Source organism: Pseudomonas sp. GM41(2012) (assembly GCF_000282315.2).
Lineage (GTDB): Bacteria > Pseudomonadota > Gammaproteobacteria > Pseudomonadales > Pseudomonadaceae > Aquipseudomonas.
On the sequence record NZ_AKJN02000006.1, the window covers coordinates 513,515 to 531,418 of the forward strand.

The following is a 17,904-nucleotide window of genomic DNA, read 5'->3' on the forward strand; positions in this document are numbered from 1 at the left end:
AATCAAATCAAAGGGTCCCTCTCATGACAGCTGTGTTCTTGTTGCCAACTTCTGCGCTCGCGGGATGGCGAGTTACTTCCATTACATTTGTGATGTTGATGGGGTCATCCGCTCAGGCTGCCATTATTCCGCCAGGTGGCACTCAAACCATTACCAACGCAGATCCAATAGAAAACTGGGTGCTTAATCCGGGTTCCACATTGAACGCCATCGGCGCAGACACGCTGGATATCTCAGCAAACAATGCCACCCTGAATGCCACCGGGGGCAGCACCGGGCGAATCAGTGCTCAGATAAACTCCGCGTTGAATCTGACAGCGGTGGCCGTGGACAACTCGACAGGCGCCGGTGCAGCAGTGCTGATCAGTAACAGCACTGCTGACATCGCCGGCAGTCAGTTGACCAGCAACGATATCGGCCTGCAGATTAGTCGTGCCAACTCCACTCAGACAGGCTCCCGGGCCAGTTTGACCGGGGGCACGACCGTGGTTGCATTAAACGGTGGTGCGTTTGTTACCGGCTACAGTCAGTTGAATCTGACCAATTCCTCCGTACAGGGCACAGACGCCGCCAGCTATGGCGTTCGTTTGACCAATGCAGAGATGAACGCAACAGGCAGTACTGTCATCGGTGGCCTCAATGGCCTGCAGATTGGCAGGGAGTTGGCCCTTGCCAGAGCGTCCGCCGTGACGCTCAACCAGACTCGCGTCGAAGGTAAGTCCGGTTCCGCGATTAGTGTCGGTTTCCAAGGTCGGCCGGACGTTACTGCAGCTATCAACGTGCTCAATGGCTCGCAATTGATAGGCGGCAATGGCTCTGTTCTGGAGGTCAATGATGGCGCACATGTCGACCTCACAGTCGATCGAAGTGCACTGACCGGTAATGTGGTAGTTGCCGCTGGCAGCAGCACTAAGGCCCAGTTTCAAAATGGTGCTTCGCTGAACGGCAATCTGCAAAACGTCGCCCAGGTCACCTTCGATGGTCAAAGTACGATGAACGGTGATGTCCTGGCTCAAGTCGGGAGCTCCGCCACGGTGCTTCTGGATAATGGCTCTACGATCAACGGCAATGTCGAAAATGTCGCCAGTCTGTCGCTGAACAAGGCGAGCAGCATGACCGGGAACGTCAACACGGAGACCAATGGCAGCGTGCTGCTGGACAACGGTTCGATGTTGACCGGCCAGATCAACAATTCCGGCAACCTCAATATCAACAACGCAGCGCAGTGGGTGATGACCGGCGACAGCAACGTGCAACGTCTTGCGCTGAATGACGGCGTGGTTCGCATGGGTACCAACGAGCAGTTCCAGCAACTGAACGTGGGTGATCTTTCCGGTAAGGGCACGTTTGTGATGGGCACCGATCTGGGCAACGGTGATACCGATTTTCTGAACGTCACCGGCAATGCGAGCGGGCAACACCAACTGCAAATCACCGCTACCGGTACGACGCCTGTCACGGCCGAAGCGGTGAAGGTGGGTAATATCGCCGCTGGCGACGCGAGCTTCTCGCTGGGCGGTCGTGAAACCGTGGACGCAGGTACGTTTGTGTACCGATTGGCCAAGGAAGGTCAGGGTTTGTACCTGAATACAGATAAAGAAACGGTCAGTACCTCAAGTAATACTGCGTTGGCCCTGGCCGGGAGTGCGCGCAGTGTGCTGAATGCTGAAGCGGCCATGCTTAGCGACCAATTGGGGGACCGGAGCCTGAGCGTCCGACCGGAAGCATCGATGCGCTCGATGAACGACAGCTCGGTAAAAAACCTCAGCAACAGTGTCTGGGTTCGCACTTATGGCAACCAGTACAACGTCGATAATGCCTACGGTGATGGCTACACCCAGAACCAGACGGGTATAACTGGCGGGGCCGACACAACGGTGGATCTGGGCGGCAGGTCGTGGGTGGTGGGCGGATTCGTCGGGTCAAGCCACACCAAAATGGATCTCAAGTACGGCTCCAGCGCCACGGTTGACAGCCTGAATGCCGGTGTTTACGGCAGCACGTTCGATGTTGAAAGCGGTGTGTTCGTCAATGTCATGGCCAAGATCAACCAGTTCGATAACAAGGCCAAAGTGACTATGAGTGATGGCACCCGGGCCAAGGGTGATTACAAGGCCTTGGGCGCGAGCGGCTCCGTGGCGGTAGGCAAGCATATTCGTCTCAAGGATGACTATTTTGTCGAACCTCAAGTCCAGCTCTCGACGGGGGTCACCCAAAGCGATAGCTACAGGCTCGACAATGGTCTCGAAGTAAAAGCCGATACCATGCGTTCCTTTCAAGGCAAGGTGGGTGTTCGTGGCGGGCGTGTCATCACGCTCGATAATGGCAGCCTGCTAGAGCCGAGCTTGTCCACAGCGGTCAATCATGAGTTTGTGAAGACCAATGAGGTCAAGATCAACGACGAAAGCTTCGATGATGATCGCGCCAGCAGCGCTATCGAATATGGCGCCGGCTTGAAGTGGACACCGGCGCAACGCAACTGGCAGGTTTCCGGTCAGGTGGGTGGCAGCAAAGGTACAACGGTCAGTCAGGATTGGAGCGGTAGCTTGAGGCTGAGTTACTTCTTCTAATAGAGGAGGCGTCTTTCCAGTCATTCAACACGAAAATGCCCCGAATGTTTCGGGGCATTTTTGTACCTGTTGTGCTGACGCTGGGCGTCAAGTCAGCGTGAGCCAGGCAGAACCCAGTAGCAGCAGTGCCATTGCCTGATTAAAACGCTGGATAGCTTTTGCCGAACCAAACCACCTGGTTGCTCCCTTTCCCAGCAATGCCCAAACACCCAGGCACGGCAGCGAGACCAGGAAGAATGCCAGCGACAGGCAGACAATTTGAAGTTGACGATTATCGCCGGATCCGGCAAATACGCCGACCACGGCAAATGCCATCATCCAGGTCTTGGGATTGACCAGTTGTAAGCCAGCGGCCGCCCATAATCCAAACCTTTGCTGATGTCCTTCATCAATATCGAAGGTCGTGACCGGCGTATGAAATATTTGCCAGGCCAAGTAACTAAGCCACGCGACTCCGCTCCATTGCATCAGCGATTGCAACCTGGGTAGTCCGGCAAGCGACTGACCAACACCGCTGCCTACTAACAACACAATCAATGCCGCACTCGTGCAAGCTCCGAAAATGATCGGCAATGCGGCTTTGAAACCGTACCTCGCGCTGTTACTCAGCACCAAAATGTTTGTCGGCCCCGGCGTAATGGAGGCGACAAAAGCGAACAGCAAAAATGGCAGCAGCGTGGGAAAGGTGGACAACATGGCAGCGGGCTCCGTGAATGATCTCAGGGGCCGATCCTCACAAAGTCCGGGTCATGCGTCTGGAAGATTTGAGCAGCGCTTGCGATACAACGCTGGCGTCAAGCCATAAGCGCGGACGAACCAGCGGCCCAAGTGACTCTGATCGGCAAACCCCAATTCCATCGCCACCGTCGCCGGTTGCTCGCCACGGGCCAGCATTCGCCGGGCGGTCGCCAGGCGCAGTTGCACGAGGTAGGCGTGGGGTGCCATGCCATAAGCGGCCTTGAAGGCGCGGGTCAGGCGGAAGCGATCAACTCCGGTGACGGCGGCCAGTTGGTCGAGGCCGATGTCGGATCGAGCGTTGGCGTGCAGGTACTCCCGTGCCTTCTGCGCCACCAGCGGCAGGCGCGGATCTTCGCCATAGCGAGCGCGCCAGTGCAGGTGATTGGTCAGGCGTTCGAGCAAACCGTCGAGGGCGGTCTGGCGGACGATTTTCAACTCACCGTGATGCAGGGTTTGAAACGCCAGGCTGGTGGCGTGGGCGAGTCGGGAGTCGCTGGCCAAGGTATTGGCGAAACTCAATTGACTGTTGTCGGGGGCATTTTCGAAGACTGCACTGAGTTCCCGTTTCAGCCACTGCGGGTCGAGGTACAACATGCGGTAGGTGAAACCGTCTTCGGTGGGCGCTTCACCGTCGTGGATATCACCCGGCTCGAGCAGAAACACCTTGCCCGGTGTGCTTTGGTGCTTTGCTCGCCGACAGTGAAACTGCTGAACCCCTTGTTCGGTAACGCCCACCAGATAACTGTCATGCCAGTGCGGGTCGTAGGCATGGCCTTCGAAATGCGCGCGCAGGGTCTCGATGCCGGTGTCGGCGTCCTGGGCCAGGTCGATCCAGTTGTGAGAAGTCATGCTGCACCTGCGAGACGGATTACCGACTTATTTAACGCCCGCGCCGAGGGTGATGACTAGAACGTTTGTGCACGGATCAGTTGAACAGTCCCGCCGCGATGTTGATCGAGAACCCGAGAATGGCTGTGTTGAACAGAAAGCCGATCAGCGACTGCGCCAGGACAATCTTGCGCAAATCCCGAGTCGCCACGCCAACATCGGACGTCTGGACCGCCGCGCTGATGGTGAACGAGAAGTACAGGAAGTCCCAGTAATTGGGCGTTGTCAGACCTTCAGCAAAACGCAGTGCGGGGTCTTTGCCGGCCCAGGTGTAGAACAGACGGGCGTAGTGCACGCTGAAAATCACCCCGATCAGCAGCCATGAACCGATCACGGTCAATGCTGTAAAGCCGTAGTGCAACAGTTTGCGGGTGGTTTCCAGTTCCCTGCTGCCGGCCAGTTCAAAGGCGATGGTCGCCAGACTCGCAATCGCGGCGATACATACAACAAACAGCACCAGCCCGGCGTTTTCGTCTTCGACCTCGGCAATGCGTTTCACATCCGGCGCTTTGGCGCGCGCGGTGAGCCAGAGCATCAGGACCAGGTAAGTCCAGACGCCGGCATTCCAGCCGAAGAGGATTTTGCTGATGATCGAGTCGGCCGGCGCCAGAATGCCCACGGCTATGCCAAGCGTGGCGGCGGAGGAGAGGCGAGGGTGGGTGCGGGCGAGGAAGGGCATGTGAACTCACAGAAACAGAAGTCACCCCACCATAGCCCAGGTAAACGCGCTTTTGTAGGAGCTGCCGAAGGCTGCGATCTTTTGATCTTGATCTTATAAAGAAACATCAAAAGATCGCGGCCTTCGGCAGCTCCTACAGGGGGGGATTAGATGTTCTTATGCCGCTTGCGGACCAGTTTCATCACCACCACAAAAAACACCGGCACAAACACCACCGCCAGCGTCGCCGTGATCATCCCGCCAATCACCCCGGTGCCGATGGCTTGCTGGCTCGCCGAACTGGCCCCGGTGGCAATCGCCAACGGCACCACACCCAGAATGAACGCCAGCGACGTCATCACAATCGGCCGAAGTCGCAGGCGCGCGGCTTGCAGGGTGGCGTCGATCAGGTCATGGCCTTCGTCGTACAGACTCTTGGCGAACTCGATGATCAGGATCGCGTTCTTTGCCGACAGCCCGATGATAGTGATCATTCCCACCTTGAAGAACACGTCGTTGGGCATCCCGCGAAAAGTCACGGCCAGTACCGCGCCGAGCACGCCAAGTGGCACCACCAGCAGCACCGAGGTCGGAATCGACCAACTCTCATACAACGCGGCCAGACACAGGAACACGATCAGCAGCGACAAGCCGAGCAGGATCGGAGCCTGACTGCCGGACAAGCGTTCCTGCAATGACAACCCGGTCCATTCCTGCCCCAACCCCGCCGGCCCTTTCGCCACCAGACGCTCGATTTCCGCCATGGCTTCGCCGGTGCTGTAACCGGGCGAGGGTTCACCGGAAATGCTGATCGCCGGGTAGCCGTTGTAGCGAGTCAATTGCGCCGGGCCCTGAGTCCATTTGGCCTGGACGAAGGCCGACAACGGCACCATTTTCCCGGCGCTATTGCGCACGTGAATTTTCAGTAGATCGGCGACTTGACTGCGTTGATCGCCCTCAGCCTGCACCACCACACGCTGCATCCGCCCCTGATTGGGGAAGTCGTTGATGTAGGCCGAACCGACGGCGGTGGACAGCACGTTGCCAATGTCGGCAAAGGACACGCCCAGCGCGTTGGCCTGCTTGCGGTCGACTTCCAGTTGCACCTGCGGCGCCTCGGCCAGGGCGCTTTCGCGCACGTTCATCAGGATCGGACTTTTCTCGGCGGCAGCGAGTAATTCACTACGCGCCTGCATCAACGTGGCATGGCCAAGGCCGCCACGGTCCTGCAAGCGGAACTCGAAACCGCTGGAAGTACCGAGGCCATCCACCGGCGGTGGCAGTACCGCAAACGCTACGGCGTCCTTGATCTGGCTCAACGCAATGTTGGCGCGGTCGGCAATGGAACTGGCCGAGTCGTCGCTGCCCCGATCAGACCAGTCTTTGAGCGTGGTAAACGCCAACGCGGCGTTCTGCCCGCTACCGGAGAAGCTGAAACCGAGAATCACCGTGCTGTCGCCGACGCCGGGTTCAGTGGCGTTGTGGGCTTCGATCTGCTCGACCACCTGCACCGTGCGGTTCTTGCTTGCACCCGGCGGCAGTTGAATGTCGGTGATGGTGTAACCCTGATCCTCCACCGGCAGGAACGAGGAGGGCAGGCGACTGAAGCACACGCCCAATCCGATCAGCAGCACGCCGTAGATCAGCAGGTAACGGCCCGTGCGTTTCAGCGCATAGGCAACCCAGCCCTGATAACGCTCGGTCAGTTGCTCGAAACGCCGGTTGAACCAGCCGAAGAACCCGCGTTTCTCGTGGTGTTCGCCCTTGGCAATCGGCTTGAGCAGCGTTGCGCACAACGCCGGGGTCAAGGTCAGGGCGAGGAACGCCGAGAACAGAATCGACGTCGCCATCGACAAAGAGAACTGCCGGTAAATCACCCCGACCGATCCCTGCATGAACGCCATCGGAATGAACACCGCTACCAGCACCAGCGTGATGCCGATGATCGCCCCGGTGATCTGCTTCATTGCCTTGCGCGTTGCCTCTTTGGGCGACAGGCCTTCGGTGGCCATGATTCGCTCGACATTCTCCACCACCACGATGGCGTCATCCACCAGGATGCCGATCGCCAGCACCATGCCGAACATGGTCAGCACGTTGATCGAAAACCCCAGCGCCAACATGGTCGCAAAGGTGCCCATCAGCGCCACCGGCACCACCAGGGTCGGGATCAGCGTGTAGCGGATGTTTTGCAGGAACAGGAACATCACCGCGAACACCAGCAACATCGCCTCGCCAAGGGTGTAAACCACCTTGGTGATCGAGACTTTGACGAAGGGCGAGGTGTCGTACGGGATCTTGTATTCCACGCCAGCCGGGAAGTAGCGCGCCAGTTCGTCCATCTTCGCCCGCACCAGCGTGGCAGTGCTCAAGGCATTGGCGCCCGGTGCCAATTGCACGCTGACGGCGGTCGACGGTTTGCCATTTAGGCGCGTGGAGAACTGATATTCCTGACTGCCGATTTCGACGCGCGCCACGTCTTTGATGCGCACAGTTGAGCCATCGGGATTGGCTTTCAGGACGATGTCGGCGAATTCTTCCGGCGTCGACAACTGGCCTTTGACCAGAATGGTCGCGGTGATTTCCTGGGTGGTGCGGGTCGGCAAATCGCCGATGCTGCCGGCAGAGACTTGTGCGTTCTGCGCGACGATGGCGGCGTTGACGTCGGCCGGGGTCAGGTTGAAACCGATCAGCTTCTGCGGGTCGATCCAGATTCGCATGGCCCGTTCGGCACCGTACAACTGCGCCTTGCCGACGCCGTCCAGGCGCTTGATCTCGTTCATCACGTTGCGCGCCAGGTAATCGCTGAGCGCCACGTCGTCGAGCTTGCCGTCGCTGGAGGTGAGGGTGATCAGCAGCAGGAAACCGGCGGAAACTTTCTCCACCTGCAAGCCCTGCTGCGTCACCGCTTGAGGCAGACGCGACTCGATCACCTTCAGGCGGTTTTGCACATCGACCTGAGCCATTTCCGGGTCAGTGCCCGGCTGGAACGTCGCAGTGATGGTGGCACTGCCGAGGCTGCTCTGGGATTCGAAATACAGCAGATGGTCAGCACCGTTGAGTTCTTCCTCGATCAGGCTGACCACGCTTTCGTCCACGGTTTGCGCCGAAGCACCGGGGTACACGGCGTAGATTTCAACTTTCGGCGGCGCGACGTTGGGGTATTGCGCCACCGGCAACTGTGGAATGGCCAGGGCGCCGGCCAACAGGATGAACAGGGCAACCACCCAGGCGAACACCGGGCGATCGATAAAGAACTGCGGCATAAAGAAGCGTCCTGCTTACTGACCAGAAGCCTGGGCAAGTGGAAGAGGGGTGTCGTCGATCTGCACTTTTTCGCCGGGGCGGGCGTGCTGCAGGCCTTCGGTGACAATGCGGTCGCCGGGCTTGAGGCCGCTGGTGACAATCCAGCGATCGTTCTGCACGGCGCCCAGTTCGACCGGTTGCTGGCCGACCCGCTGTTCGGCGTCGAGCAACAGCACTTGGGCGATGCCGGCGCTGTCACGCTGAATGGCCCGTTGCGGTACGCTGATGCCTTGCTGAATGACCGCTTGCTCCAGACGCACGCGCACGAAGCTGCCCGGCAGCAAGTCGAGGTCCGGGTTGGGGAATTCGCTGCGCAGAATGATCTGACCGGTGCCGGGGTCGACGGTGATGTCGGCGAACAGCAACTTGCCGGGCAACGGATAGAGACTGCCGTCGTCCTGGATCAGCGTGGCTTTGGCCTGGTCCTGACCGACCTGCTGCAACTGGCCGGAACGGAACGCCCGGCGCAGGTCGTTGAGTTCGCGGGTCGATTGGGTGAGGTCGGCGTGGATCGGGTTCAGTTGCTGAATCAATGCCAGCGGTGTGGTTTCGTTCTGTCCGACCAGTGCGCCTTCGGTCACCAATGCGCGGCCGATGCGCCCGGAGATCGGCGCCGTGACCGTGGCGTAACCCAGGTTGAGTTTCGCCCGCTCCACGGCGGCTATGTTCGCGGCGACGTCGGCAGCGGTTTGCCGGGCACTGGCCCGGGCGTTGTCATAATCCTGGCCGCTGATGGCATTGCCTTCGATCAACTGCGCGTAACGCTGCTCTTGCAGGCGCGCCTGGAACGCATTGGCTTGCGCCTTGCGCAGCGCCGCTTCAGCGCTGTCCAGGTCTGCCTTGAACGGCGCCGGGTCGATACGGAACAACACTTCGCCTTTTTTCACATCACTGCCTTCACGGAACGCCCGTTGCAACACCACCCCGGCAACCCGGGCGCGGACTTCGGCAATGCGGGGCGCGGCAATCCGCCCGCTCAGTTCACTGGTGATCGACAGGGGGCTGGCCTGGATGGTTTCGATGCGAACCGTGGCCAGAGGCGCCTGTTCTTCGGCCGTCGAGGCCTTGTCACAAGCGCTCAGCGTCAGCGCCAGTGCAATCAGGCTGAGCCTGGCAAGCAGATTCTTTGACATGTAATACCCCAATAATGACCCCCCGCATCCTACGGGGAGGCGCCGAGGGTAGCGGTGAAGCTTTGTTGGTGCTGTGTGAAATTGTGTAAGGGTTTTACTCAGGCGGGCGTGAGGGCGTATATCCTTGAATCCTTTTGAGACTGATGCGCCGCCATCGCGGGCAAGCCTTGCTCCTACAGGTTTCAGTGGGAAGCGGTATGTGCTAACGACGCAGATCCGTAGGAGCAAGGCTTGCCCGCGATGGCGGTCTGACCGTCACCACTGCACTCCCTGGAAACACCATGCCCAACATCCTCCTGGTCGAAGACGACACCGCGCTCTCCGAACTGATTGCCAGCTACCTGGAACGCAACGGCTATAGCGTCAGCGTGATCAGCCGTGGTGACCATGTGCGCGAACGTGCGCGGGTCAATCCGCCGGATTTGGTGATCCTCGACCTGATGCTGCCGGGGCTCGACGGCCTGCAAGTCTGCCGCTTGCTGCGCGCCGATTCGGCCACGTTGCCGATCCTGATGCTGACCGCCCGCGACGACAGTCACGATCAGGTGCTTGGCCTGGAAATGGGCGCCGACGACTACGTCACCAAACCCTGCGAACCGCGCGTGTTGCTGGCCCGGGTGCGGACTTTGTTGCGGCGCAGCAGCCTCACCGAACCGCAGACGGCCAACGACCGTATTCTGATGGGCAATCTGTGCATCGACCTGTCCGAGCGCACCGTGACCTGGCGCGAGCAATTGGTCGAACTGTCCAGCGGTGAATACAACCTGCTGGTGGTACTCGCTCGGCATGCCGGCGAAGTGCTCAGTCGCGACCAGATTCTGCAACGCCTGCGCGGCATCGAGTTCAACGGCACGGACCGCTCGGTGGACGTGGCGATTTCCAAGCTGCGGCGCAAGTTCGACGACCACGCCGGCGAAGCGCGCAAGATCAAGACCGTGTGGGGCAAGGGTTACCTGTTCAGCCGTTCCGAGTGGGAATGCTGAGTCGATGTTCAGGATCCTGTTTCGTCTGTATCTGGTGACCATCGTTTCGTACAGCGCGGCGATCTATCTGGTGCCTGACGTGGTGATCAAGGTTTTCCAGGAACGCTTTGTCACCTACAACCTCGATTATTCGCGCGGGCTGCAAACCCTCATCGTCAAACAGTTTCACGCCGTGCCCCCGGAACAGTGGCCGGCCTTGGCCGCGGAGATGGACAAGGAATTCCAGCCGCTGGACATCGTCCTGACCGGTAACGACGATGCCGATTTCACCCCTGATGAGCGCAAGCGTTTGCAGCGTGGCGAGAATGTCGTCCGCATTGGCGACTGGGGCTGGCGCACCCTGGCGGTGGCGCCGCTGAACGAGCGGACGGTGGTGGAGATGGTCGTGCCGCCGGACCCGATGGACGTCAGCCTGTTGTACTGGAGCATCAACGTGCTGATCGGCGCAACGATGCTCGCCTGTCTGTTGCTGTGGTTGCGCCCGCACTGGCGCGACCTGGAGCGCCTCAAAGGTACGGCTGAACGTTTCGGCAAGGGCCACTTGAGCGAGCGCACACAGATTTCCAAAAGCTCCAATATCGGTAGCCTGGCCAACGTCTTTGACACCATGGCTGGCGATATCGAGAACCTGCTCAACCAGCAGCGGGACCTGCTCAATGCCGTCTCTCACGAATTGCGCACGCCCCTGACACGACTGGATTTCGGCCTGGCGCTGGCTCTGTCCGACGATTTGCCTGCCGCCAGCCGCGAGCGTCTGCAAGGTCTGGTCGCGCACATTCGCGAACTCGATGAGCTGGTGCTGGAACTGTTGTCCTACAGCCGCCTGCAAAACCCGGCGCGGCTGCCGGAGCGGGTCGAGGTGTCGCTGGATGAGTTTATCGACAGCATCCTTGGCAGCGTTGACGAAGAACTGGAATCCCCGGACATCGTTATCGATGTGCTCCTGCACGGACAACTCGAACGCTTCGCCCTCGACCCAAGGCTGACTGCCCGCGCCATTCAGAACCTGCTACGCAATGCGATGCGCTACTGCGAAAAACGCATTCAGATTGGTGTGCGGGTGTGTGCCAAGGGGGCTGAAATCTGGGTGGACGACGACGGGATCGGTATTCCGGATGACGAGCGTGAGCGGATATTTGAACCGTTCTATCGGCTGGATCGCAGTCGGGATCGGGCCACGGGCGGGTTTGGTCTAGGGTTGGCAATCAGTCGGCGAGCGTTGGAAGCTCAGGGCGGCACGCTCACCGTTGAAGCATCGCCGCTGGGAGGCGCACGATTTCGTTTGTGGTTGCCCACCTCAGCCTGACGCATTCTGTGTAGCAGCTGCCGAGCCCCCTCGCCACAGGAGCTCGGTGTTAGTTGCAACGTTGTTCAGACGTTGAGACGTGAGCGCAACAATTTCGCCATGTCCTCCAGTTCCGCCACCGGGTTATGCCCGATCAACATCCAGGCATGTTGCATGTCAGCCCAATAGACAATGTTCATCCCGTACCGGCGCTCCTGGGCGAAATGCCGGCTGCCGCTGTTGGAGCGGGTGACGCACAGCGCCATGGGGCCGTGCGCCGGGTCCAGGTAGGTGATTTGGGCAATGGCGACGCCATCGTACTCGAGGATTTGCGCGCGCTTGAACTCGGAGCGTGGCAGGGCCAGTTGTGCCGGCACAAGATTCAGGCCCAGACGCGCATCGATGGTCCGCAGTTGTGCTCGCTGAGCGGCTTCGTCAGTGGGCAAGTGGTCCAGGGTTTGCGGCACGTAGAGCGACATGTACTCGGCCACCAGTGCGCGCCAGTTGTTCTTTTGCTGGCTCAACTGCCAACCGAGGAACAGCCGATCCGCCACCACGCCACTCACCACCAATCCGGCGGCCGCTGCGAGGAACCAGCGCCGATTCATGGCCGGGCGCTCAGGTGAAGGCAAGGTGTCGAGCATCGATTGCAGGCGGTCCATGGGCGCCTGTCGGCCCAACTCGTCGTAGGCCTCCTTGAACGGCAGGCTGCTGCGGGCCAGCCATTGCAGGCGCAAGTTGAGCGTTGGGTCTTCAAGGATGGCTGCGTCGATGCGGGTGCGCTGTTCGCTGTCGAGCTGGTCGTCGAGGTAGGCCACCAGTTGCTCATCCGAGGGGAACGACGGGCGTGCGTGATCGTTCATCGACGTTCTCCAGTGTAAGGATTCGGCACGGTGTGCAATGGCGGGTATTCGGCCAGTTTCGCGCGTGCCGCAGCCAGGCGACTCATGACCGTGCCAATGGGCACGTCCAGCACGTCGGCCACTTCGCGGTAGGACAAACCTTCGACATAGGCGAGAAACACCGTTTCCCGCTGGGATTCGGGCAGGGCATCCACTCGCCTGATCACCTGAGCCGCGAGGACATGGGTTTGCGCTGCGTATTCACCGTCGAACGACAAGGCGTTGTCGGCATCCACCAGCCCCTGTCCATGACGCACTCTTCGGGAGCGAACTTCGTTGAGCCAGATCGAATGCAGAATACTCATCAACCAGCGGTCCATGCGGGTACCCGGGACAAACTGCCCGGCACGTTCAAGCGCCCGCACGCAGGTGGCCTGCACCAGGTCTTCGGCGACATGCCGTTGCCGGGACAGCAGCAGGCCGTAGCGCCATAAACGCGCCAGGTGCTGGCCCAGTTCTGCCCGTATTGCCTGATCGCTGGCGATGGCGACCTCCGTCTGCTCGGTGTGTCAGGTTTTCGATGAATCGTTGATGGCTTCGGCCAGGTCCTGGTATTCCTCGCAGGTGGTGCTGCCGCAGATGGATTTGATCTGCTGCAACTGTTCCTGAGCGAGGTCCAGCCGACCTTTGATCACATACGCTTCGCCGAGGTATTCGCGAACTTGCGCGTAGTGCGGGTCAAGTTTGACCGATTGCAGGTAATAGCTGATGCCTTCGTCGGTGCGCCCCAGTTTACGCGTGGCGTAGCCGCGATAGTTCAAAGCCTTGGCGGTGTTTGGCTGTTTGAGGGTGTCGAGCAGGGCCAGCGCTTCCTCATAGCGACCGTCCTTGGCCAGGCGATAGGCGTAATCGGTGCGGTCGGCGTCCGGGACCAGGCTGCTGGTTTGCTTGAGGCATTTGTGCTGCTTGCTGTCCCAGACCTGGCCTTTGGGGCAGTTGGGTTTGGCCGGCTCTTCGTCGTCGCCATTGGCGAATGCAAGCGAGCTGGAAAACGCGACGGCGAGCAACAGCGGGGCGGTAAAAACAGCAAAACGGATAGTCATGGGCGATGCTCCACAGGTTAATTCGCTTCAGTTCGTACCACGCCCTGGCTTCAGGTTTGGGTTGTTCATGGGCAATTCTCAGGGGCGATGAAAGGTGAACACCGCAGGGTGAACAATTATTCATTTCTTTCTGGTGGTCTGTGTTGCGGTGAAGGGCAGTTAAATCGGTGGTGAGGCCATTCGCGAGCAGGCTCGCTCCCACATTGATTTTGTGAACGACACAGATCAAATGTGGGAGCGAGCCTGCTCCGGGCGGCGTTCCGACGAAGAACGATGACTCGGTATCAGCTCAGTACGCGGATCGGCTCTCCCGCAGACCAGGCTTGAATGTCCTCAATCATCTGTGAAAAGAACTGGTGATAGTTCTGCTGGCTGACATACCCGACGTGGGGCGTGGCCAGCACAGTCTCCAGGGTTCTGAACGGATGATTAGGCGGCAAGGGTTCCTGCTCGAAGACATCCAGCGCAGCGCCTGCCAGTCGCCGTTTCTGCAACGCCTTGATCAACGCAGCCTCATCGACAATCGGACCACGGGCCGTGTTGACCAGCAGCGCCGTGGGTTTCATCCAGTCCAGCGCCTGGGCGTCCACCAAGCCACGGCTACGCTCGCTGAGCACCAGATGGACTGACAGCACATCGGCCTGTTCGAACAGTTCCTGTTTACTGACGTAGGTCACGCCGACTTCGGCTGCGCGTTCGGCGGTCAGGTTCTCGCTCCAGGCAATCACCCGCATGCCGAACACCTGACCGAACTGGGCAACGCGAGTGCCGATGCTGCCCAGACCCAGGATCGCCAGGGTCTTGCCGTGCAGGTCGCCACCCAGGCTTTGCTGCCATAAACCTGCGCGCAGGGCGTTGGCTTCGACCACCAGGTTGCGGGTCGCCGCCATGATCAGCGCCCAGGTCAGTTCCGGCGCGGCGTGCTTGTAGCTGTCAGTGCCACAAACCTGGATGCCCAGCGCGGCGGCGGCTTTCAGGTCCAGGGCGGCGTTGCGCATGCTGCCGGTGACCAGCAGTTTGAGTTTCGGTAAGCACCGCAGCAGGTCCTCATCGAACCGGGTGCGTTCGCGCATCACGCAGATCACCTCGAACTCGCCCAGCCGTGCCGCCAGGGTTTCGTTGTCGGCAGGGTAGTCATGGATGAAGCTCACTTCACCGATGTCGTCCAGCACCGACCAGTCCACCACGTCACGGGCCACGTCCTGCCAGTCATCAATCACCGCAATCTGCACTGCCATCAGCCTTACCTCATCAATGAACGGGGTTGGTTTTGTTCAGCCAGGCGAGCAGGGCCTGGTGAAATTGCGCCGGTTCTTCCATTTGCGGCGCGTGGCCCATGTCGGGGAATTCGACCAGCGTCGACCGGGGAATCAGTTTCGCTACCTGCTTGCCGAGGACGTCGTAGTGACCGAGTTTCGCCTTGACCTCGGGCGGTGCGATGTCGCTGCCGATGGCCGTGGTGTCGGATGTACCGATCAGCAGCAGGGTCGGCATCTTCAGGTCCTTGAACTCGTAGTACACCGGTTGGGTGAAGATCATGTCGTAGATCAGCGCCGAATTCCACGCCACCTGCGTATGCCCCGGTCCTTTGTTCAGCCCGGCGAGCATGTCTACCCAGCGATCGAATTCAGGCTTCCAGCGGCCGCCGTAATAGGTGTTGCGTTCATAGGTGCGGATGCCATCGGCGGTGAGTTTCAGCTCGCGCTCATACCATTGATCAACCGTGCGATAGGGCACGCCGAGGGCTTTCCAGTCTTCCAGGCCGATGGGGTTGACCAGTGCCAGTTGTTCGACTTGATCGGGGTATTGCAGCGCATAGCGAGTGGCGAGCATGCCGCCGGTGGAGTGCCCGAGAACACTGGCCTTTTGAATGCCGAGGGCCTTGAGCAATTGCTGGGTGTTGGTCGCCAGTTGCTGGAAGCTGTACTGATAATGGTCGGGTTTGCTGGAGGTGCAGAAACCGATCTGGTCCGGGGCAATGACCCGGTAACCGGCCTCACTCAGGGCCTTGATCGAACTGTCCCAGGTGGCACCGCAGAAATTCTTGCCGTGCATCAGCACCACGCTGCGTCCATTGGCCTTGCCGTGGGCGGCGACATCCATGTAGCCCATTTGCAGGGATTTGCCCTGGGACTCAAAGGCGAAATGCTTGACCGTGTAGGGGTACTCGAACCCTTGCAGCTGCGGGCCATATTCCGGGCCTTCGGCGTGGGCGATGACAGGCAATGCAGCGGTCAGCAGCAGGCCGGGCAGCCAGCGGGAGCGGGTGAGGGACATGGGCGGACTCCATTGGAAATCGGCCGATGCTGGATCGGCATGATTAGGGCGACATTAAACACAGGCAATCGCCGTGGATGATCGTTCAACCCATCCAGCCCACTGTGGCCATGGCCAACACACCATAACGGGCGCCTTTGGCAAGGGTCACGATCAGCAGGAATCTCCCCAGCGGCTCGCGCATCACGCCGGCCACCAGGGTCAGCGGATCACCGATCACAGGTACCCAGCTCAGCAGCAACGACCAATGACCGTAACGCTGATAATGGACTCGGGCTTTTTCCAGATGGCGCGGGCTGACCGGAAACCAGCGCCGGTCACGAAACCGCTCGATACAGCGCCCCAGCCACCAGTTCAGCAGTGATCCCAGAACATTGCCCAGTGTCGCCACGGCGAGCAGCGACCAGAGCCAATACTTGCCGCTGAGCAACAGCCCCACCAACACCGCTTCGGACTGCAAGGGCAGCAGGGTGGCTGCGCCGAATGCAGCGAAGAACAGCCCGATGTACGCACCGAACATCAATGGGCGGGGTAGTCCGCCACCACCACGTCAGTGCCGTCTTTTTTCAGGCCGATCACTTGATACGCATCGCTCATGCCGTCCATTTCCATGCCGGGTGAACCCATGGGCATGCCGGGGGCGGCAACGCCCAACAGATCGTCGCGCTTGCTCAAGGCCAGCACCTGATCGGCGGGGACATGACCTTCAACGAATTTGCCGTTGATCAAGCCGGTATGGCACGACGCCAGGCGCGGAGGCACGCCGTGCTGTTGCTTGAATTCGCTCATATTGGCTTCGACGTGATCGTCGACTTTGAAGCCGTTGGCTTCCAGATGACTGATCCATTTTTTGCAGCAACCGCAATTGGCATCGCGGTGAACCTCGATCGGAATCAGGTCGGCGGCCTGGGCCAGGGAGGAGATGAACAGGGCGCTCAGGGCGACCAGACGCAGGTGGGTTCGCATGGGGAATCTCGTCTCGAATTGCGGCCAAAAAAATGCATTTTGACCATTTTAGCCAGCATCGAGGCAGGAGATTGTTTCGAAGTAATACGGTCGACGCAAAATCATTTGTGGCGAGGGGGTTTATCGGAACGCCGCATCGCCCCGTTCGGCTGCGCAGCAGTCGTAGATTTTATGGGGCCGCTTCGCAGCCCAACGGGGGTAAACCCCCTCGCCACAGGGATTGTATGTAACTCAACAGCGGTTAACGAACCTTGAACCGCCCCATCAGCACGGACAAGAACGCCGCGAGGTACGGACGGTGCGCAGTGAGAGATGTCGTAATTTATACAAACTAACTAACCAACAGGTTAATAGTACATATTTAGTGTCTGTACCACTTTCTAAATTAATCTATAGACCAATGAAACAGGGCACTTGCCCGGTTGTATCTTAAATGTACGAGAATTGTAAAAAGTCGGAAATAATTGTTGGTGTGGCTAGTGGCCAGGCTGATACTCGCCCGCTCTAAACCAGACTAAACAAGGAACTTTCTATGGTCGCCTCACACGGACGTCTGCATCAGGTAACGCAGTCGGGAGTTCGGTCATGACTATCGGCTATACCGGGGCCTGGACGGCCAAGGCAGGTTTGCTGGTCAAGGACACGGGCGCCGGCAAGCCTGTGACGCAAAGCGCCAGGGTCAGGCAGATGCTGGCTTTGGTGGGTACCAATCCAACTTTGCTGAACACCGCGAAAATGGATGAGCAGAAACTGCACAGAAACATCAAAGGTTTCGACCCGGAAAATGTCACCGCCAAACAACTGGGCAATCTCAGCGCCTTCTTGAGAGGTAAAGGCCTGATTTCCGATATTACGTCGATGACGCTAATGAATGCCGGTGACAAGTTTGACCGGTTTGGGGTTCAGAAAGACCCGGATGCGAAATTCAACGCACTGGAGTATTTCGCCACGCAACTGGACACGATTCAGAACAACAGTATCAGGGGTGACAAGTACGCTGTCGGCCTGATCCCGGAATACAAGACGGCGATCTACGTGCTGCAAAATTTACACACTTACGGCAAGGGTAACGGCACGACGGTGCCGACCGACAAGGGCGTCAGCTCCAAGGCGTGACGCCTGATTGTCCTGGCCCACTCAACGTGTCGAATGGGC

At 59.4% G+C, this 17,904-nt stretch carries 16 protein-coding genes; 4 read left to right on the forward strand and 12 right to left on the reverse strand.

The window, feature by feature from the left end; translation table 11 throughout:
* Window positions 1-23: 23 nt before the first annotated feature.
* Window positions 24-2,570 (forward strand): autotransporter outer membrane beta-barrel domain-containing protein, encoded by a 2,547-nt coding sequence (locus PMI27_RS23225; protein ID WP_008155171.1) that lies wholly within the window; start codon window positions 24-26, stop codon window positions 2,568-2,570.
* Window positions 2,571-2,657: 87 nt separating this feature from the next.
* On the opposite strand, the gene PMI27_RS23220 is transcribed toward PMI27_RS23225, so the two are convergent.
* The 5 genes from PMI27_RS23220 to PMI27_RS23200 form a co-directional block, all read right to left on the reverse strand.
* Entirely contained in the window at window positions 2,658-3,266 is a 609-nt protein-coding gene (locus PMI27_RS23220; RefSeq protein ID WP_008155173.1) for a LysE family translocator, read from the reverse strand.
* A gap of 51 nt (window positions 3,267-3,317) precedes the next feature.
* The gene (locus tag PMI27_RS23215; RefSeq protein ID WP_008155175.1) at window positions 3,318-4,157 is read right to left on the reverse strand and encodes an AraC family transcriptional regulator; all 840 of its coding nucleotides are present in this window, start codon (window positions 4,155-4,157) and stop codon (window positions 3,318-3,320) included.
* 76 nt (window positions 4,158-4,233) lie between these two features.
* On the reverse strand, window positions 4,234-4,875 hold the full coding sequence (locus tag PMI27_RS23210) for a DUF1345 domain-containing protein (RefSeq protein ID WP_008155177.1): 642 nt from the start codon (window positions 4,873-4,875) through the stop codon (window positions 4,234-4,236).
* 146 nt (window positions 4,876-5,021) lie between these two features.
* Window positions 5,022-8,120, reverse strand: a complete 3,099-nt coding sequence (locus PMI27_RS23205; RefSeq protein ID WP_008155180.1) for an efflux RND transporter permease subunit — start codon at window positions 8,118-8,120, stop codon at window positions 5,022-5,024.
* Window positions 8,121-8,135: 15 nt separating this feature from the next.
* Window positions 8,136-9,293 carry an efflux RND transporter periplasmic adaptor subunit gene (locus PMI27_RS23200; protein WP_008155182.1) on the reverse strand — a complete coding sequence of 386 codons (1,158 nt, stop codon included), beginning with the start codon at window positions 9,291-9,293 and terminating at the stop codon, window positions 8,136-8,138.
* A 281-nt stretch (window positions 9,294-9,574) separates the two neighbouring features.
* On the opposite strand from PMI27_RS23200, the gene PMI27_RS23195 reads away from it, so the two are divergent.
* Together PMI27_RS23195 and PMI27_RS23190 are read left to right on the forward strand one after the other, a co-directional pair.
* On the forward strand, window positions 9,575-10,276 hold the full coding sequence (locus PMI27_RS23195; RefSeq protein WP_008155184.1) for a response regulator transcription factor: 702 nt from the start codon (window positions 9,575-9,577) through the stop codon (window positions 10,274-10,276).
* 4 nt (window positions 10,277-10,280) lie between these two features.
* A complete protein-coding gene (locus PMI27_RS23190) occupies window positions 10,281-11,582 on the forward strand; it encodes an ATP-binding protein (protein ID WP_008155185.1) in 1,302 nt (433 codons plus the stop codon).
* Window positions 11,583-11,647: 65 nt separating this feature from the next.
* Here PMI27_RS23190 and PMI27_RS23185 read toward each other — a convergent pair whose 3' ends face one another.
* From PMI27_RS23185 to PMI27_RS23155, 7 genes are all read right to left on the reverse strand, one after another.
* Window positions 11,648-12,424: an anti-sigma factor family protein gene (locus tag PMI27_RS23185; protein WP_008155187.1), complete on the reverse strand. Its 777-nt coding sequence runs from the start codon at window positions 12,422-12,424 to the stop codon at window positions 11,648-11,650.
* Window positions 12,421-12,918, reverse strand: a complete 498-nt coding sequence (locus PMI27_RS23180; protein ID WP_202962622.1) for a sigma-70 family RNA polymerase sigma factor — start codon at window positions 12,916-12,918, stop codon at window positions 12,421-12,423. Before PMI27_RS23180 ends, PMI27_RS23185 begins: the two co-directional genes overlap by 4 nt.
* A 54-nt stretch (window positions 12,919-12,972) precedes the next feature.
* Window positions 12,973-13,506, reverse strand: coding sequence for a tetratricopeptide repeat protein (locus tag PMI27_RS23175; RefSeq protein WP_008155191.1), 534 nt, complete (start codon window positions 13,504-13,506; stop codon window positions 12,973-12,975).
* A gap of 284 nt (window positions 13,507-13,790) precedes the next feature.
* Window positions 13,791-14,744 carry a D-2-hydroxyacid dehydrogenase family protein gene (locus PMI27_RS23170; protein WP_008155193.1) on the reverse strand — a complete coding sequence of 318 codons (954 nt, stop codon included), beginning with the start codon at window positions 14,742-14,744 and terminating at the stop codon, window positions 13,791-13,793.
* Between the two features lie 13 nt (window positions 14,745-14,757).
* Window positions 14,758-15,783: an alpha/beta fold hydrolase gene (locus PMI27_RS23165; RefSeq protein ID WP_008155194.1), complete on the reverse strand. Its 1,026-nt coding sequence runs from the start codon at window positions 15,781-15,783 to the stop codon at window positions 14,758-14,760.
* An 85-nt stretch (window positions 15,784-15,868) separates the two neighbouring features.
* Complete coding sequence (locus tag PMI27_RS23160; RefSeq protein WP_008155196.1) at window positions 15,869-16,303, reverse strand: YqaA family protein; 435 nt, start codon at window positions 16,301-16,303, stop codon at window positions 15,869-15,871.
* Complete coding sequence (locus tag PMI27_RS23155) at window positions 16,303-16,749, reverse strand: DUF411 domain-containing protein (protein ID WP_008155198.1); 447 nt, start codon at window positions 16,747-16,749, stop codon at window positions 16,303-16,305. Before PMI27_RS23155 ends, PMI27_RS23160 begins: the two co-directional genes overlap by 1 nt.
* A gap of 585 nt (window positions 16,750-17,334) precedes the next feature.
* Between PMI27_RS23155 and PMI27_RS23150 the strand changes: the two genes are divergently transcribed.
* Window positions 17,335-17,865 carry a hypothetical protein gene (locus PMI27_RS23150; RefSeq protein WP_008155200.1) on the forward strand — a complete coding sequence of 177 codons (531 nt, stop codon included), beginning with the start codon at window positions 17,335-17,337 and terminating at the stop codon, window positions 17,863-17,865.
* Window positions 17,866-17,904: the final 39 nt, after the last annotated feature.